This window comes from Pseudomonas sp. xss_2 (assembly GCF_043104195.1).
GTDB classification, from domain to species: Bacteria; Pseudomonadota; Gammaproteobacteria; order Pseudomonadales; family Pseudomonadaceae; genus Aquipseudomonas; species Aquipseudomonas urmiensis.
Genome location: NZ_JBICKL010000073.1, coordinates 1 through 2656, shown reverse-complemented (window position 1 = coordinate 2656; position 2656 = coordinate 1). Strand labels below are relative to the sequence as shown.

The following is a 2656-nucleotide window of genomic DNA, read 5'->3' as shown; positions in this document are numbered from 1 at the left end:
ACTCGGTTCCCTGACCTGGCAACTGCGGCAACCCGCCGCAGGCTTTTGCTGTCACAGGTGGCTGGCTATACTCGCCCTCGCTTTCCGCTCACCTGACGAGTCTCTATCCTCCATGGAACGTATCCTCGAAAACGCGATGTACGCCTCGCGTTGGTTGCTTGCCCCTATCTACTTTGGCCTGTCGCTGGGGTTGCTGGCGCTGGCGCTGAAGTTTTTCCAAGAAGTCCTGCACGTCCTGCCTAACGTCTTCGCCCTGAGCGAGGCCGACCTGATCCTGGTGATCCTGTCACTGATCGACATGTCGCTGGTCGGCGGCCTGCTGGTGATGGTGATGATCTCGGGCTACGAGAACTTTGTCTCGCAGCTGGACATCGACGACAGCAAGGAGAAGCTCAACTGGTTGGGCAAGATGGACTCCTCCTCGCTGAAGATGAAGGTTGCCGCCTCCATCGTGGCGATCTCCTCGATCCACCTGCTGCGGGTGTTCATGGATGCCCAGAACATCTCCACCGACAAGCTGATGTGGTACGTGATCATCCACATGACCTTCGTGATCTCGGCGTTCGTCATGGGCTACCTGGACAAGCTGACCAAGCACTGATCGCGCTGCGCGTTGAGGTTGTACAACCGCCCGTCCGTTGTAAAACGGACGGGCGGTTGCGTTTAAACCTTGTGCTTTTGTTTCAGCTGTACAAAAGATGAGCGATCACGCGTGGTTCCCCCAGCGAGGTGCTCCCATGAACCTGCATGAACTGAACGGTGAGGCCAGGGCGGGCCGGGTCGATGAAGTCAACCTGATCGCCATCGAAGGCGGCGACTATCTGCTAGAGGCCCGTGTGCGCGGGCGTGCCCATCCACTGGCCGACAACCGTGGCGAGCGCTTGCGGGTGCGCTCGGTCGAGGATGCGCGGCATTTGCTGCAGGCCATGCCGCTGCTCTCGATGAACCTGATCCATTGGTCGGTGCAGGACGAAATGTGTGGCATGGGCAATCATCCCGAAGAAGACCTCAAGGTGCCGATCTCGCCGCGCTCGGCCTGGTAGCTGATCTGCTGCGCCGCAGTGTGCTAGGCTGCTCGCCCTTTTGATCAAGGGCGCGGCGTCACTGCGCCCTGCAGCGGAGCAAGCTAATGTCCGAACTCAATCTGTCCACCGACGAAACCCGCGTCAGCTACGGTATCGGCCGTCAGCTGGGTGGCCAACTGCGCGACAACCCACCACCAGGCGTGAGCCTGGAAGCCATCCTGGCTGGCCTGACCGACGCTTTCGCCGGCAAAGAAAGCCGCGTCAGCGAGGCTGACCTGTCGGCTGCCTTCAAGACCATCCGCGACATCATGCAAGCCGAAGCTGCCGCCAAGGCTGAGCTGGCTGCGGCTGCCGGCCTGGAATTCTTGGCTGAAAACGCAAAGCGTGACGGCATCACCACCCTGGCTTCCGGTCTGCAATTCGAAGTGTTGACCGCGGGCGAAGGCGCCAAGCCGACCCGTGAAGACAACGTGCGTACCCACTACCACGGCACCCTGATCGACGGCACCGTGTTCGACAGCTCCTACGAGCGTGGCCAGCCGGCTGAATTCCCGGTGGGCGGCGTGATCGCTGGCTGGACCGAAGCCCTGCAGCTGATGAACGCTGGTAGCAAATGGCGCCTGTACGTGCCGAGCGAGCTGGCCTACGGCGCCCAAGGCGTTGGCAGCATCCCGCCGCACAGCGTACTGGTGTTCGACGTCGAGCTCCTCGACGTTCTGTAATACCTGCGCTTACATCGCGGGGCACGCCCGCTCCCACACTGCCTGGATTGCAGCTTCGTGGGAGCGGGCTTGCCCCGCGATGCGTTTCAGTTCCAGTCTGTGCCCCCAGGGCGCAACGCCCGCGCATAGCAAAACAGAAACAAATTACGCACCAGCTCCTTGAGCACCCCCGGCTCACTCGAATTCAATCCAGTCATATCCAGGTCACCCTGGTCGCGCAGCTCATCCAACGCTTCTTCCTCGAGCACAGCGCACACTTCGCCGGTCTCGCGATGAAGAATTCTCAGGTAAGGGTGGGGGCGGTCCAGCCAGGCGTCGATCAGATAAGTCATGGCTATTCTCCTTGGATAGCAATTTCCAATGAGAATAATTCTTATTATCAAAATAGCAAGGGTCTATTGGCGTTTTTTCGCCAACGGTCACTCGATCCTGTTGCAGGATCTGTCGGGGCCACCGGCTGGCAGCCCCGAAGAAGGGGCGATCAGACCTTGCGCACGAACTCGGATTTGAGCTTCATCGCGCCGATGCCATCGATCTTGCAATCGATGTCGTGATCGCCGTCGCACAGGCGGATGTTCTTGACCTTGGTGCCGACCTTGACCACCAGCGACGAGCCTTTGACCTTGAGGTCCTTGATTACGGTGACGGTGTCGCCATCTTGCAGGACATTGCCCACCGAATCCTTCTTCACCACGTCATCGCTGGCCGCTTCGGCTTCGCCGTTGGCCGACCACTCGTGGGCGCATTCAGGGCAGATCAGCTGAGCGCCATCCTCGTAGGTGTATTCGGAGTTGCATTTGGGGCAGGGTGGCAAAGTGCTCACTACGGTTCCTCGGACAGACGGGTAAAAACCCACATTATATAAGGTTTTGTCTGGCAAATGTGCGTTGAGCGTGCAAATGCAATCGC

The 2656-nt window shown here is 59.6% G+C and carries 5 protein-coding genes; 3 read left to right on the top strand and 2 right to left on the bottom strand.

The genetic code is table 11. The annotated features are described in order from the left end of the window. Nucleotides 1–112: 112 nt before the first annotated feature. The 3 genes from ACF8K2_RS18200 to ACF8K2_RS18190 all read left to right on the top strand — a co-directional run bounded on the left by ACF8K2_RS18200 (nucleotide 113) and on the right by ACF8K2_RS18190 (nucleotide 1747). On the top strand, nucleotides 113–601 hold the full coding sequence (locus ACF8K2_RS18200; RefSeq protein WP_186554234.1) for a TIGR00645 family protein: 489 nt from the start codon (nucleotides 113–115) through the stop codon (nucleotides 599–601). A 136-nt stretch (nucleotides 602–737) separates the two neighbouring features. Then, complete coding sequence (locus tag ACF8K2_RS18195) at nucleotides 738–1043, top strand: DUF6482 family protein (protein WP_186554233.1); 306 nt, start codon at nucleotides 738–740, stop codon at nucleotides 1041–1043. An 86-nt stretch (nucleotides 1044–1129) separates the two neighbouring features. Continuing rightward, nucleotides 1130–1747, top strand: a complete 618-nt coding sequence (locus tag ACF8K2_RS18190; protein WP_186554232.1) for an FKBP-type peptidyl-prolyl cis-trans isomerase — start codon at nucleotides 1130–1132, stop codon at nucleotides 1745–1747. A gap of 86 nt (nucleotides 1748–1833) precedes the next feature. On the opposite strand, the gene ACF8K2_RS18185 is transcribed toward ACF8K2_RS18190, so the two are convergent. Both ACF8K2_RS18185 and ACF8K2_RS18180 read right to left on the bottom strand, forming a co-directional pair. Continuing rightward, nucleotides 1834–2079, bottom strand: coding sequence for a hypothetical protein (locus ACF8K2_RS18185; RefSeq protein WP_186554231.1), 246 nt, complete (start codon nucleotides 2077–2079; stop codon nucleotides 1834–1836). Nucleotides 2080–2228: 149 nt separating this feature from the next. Then, nucleotides 2229–2570 (bottom strand): zinc ribbon domain-containing protein YjdM, encoded by a 342-nt coding sequence (locus ACF8K2_RS18180; RefSeq protein ID WP_264234696.1) that lies wholly within the window; start codon nucleotides 2568–2570, stop codon nucleotides 2229–2231. Nucleotides 2571–2656: the final 86 nt, after the last annotated feature.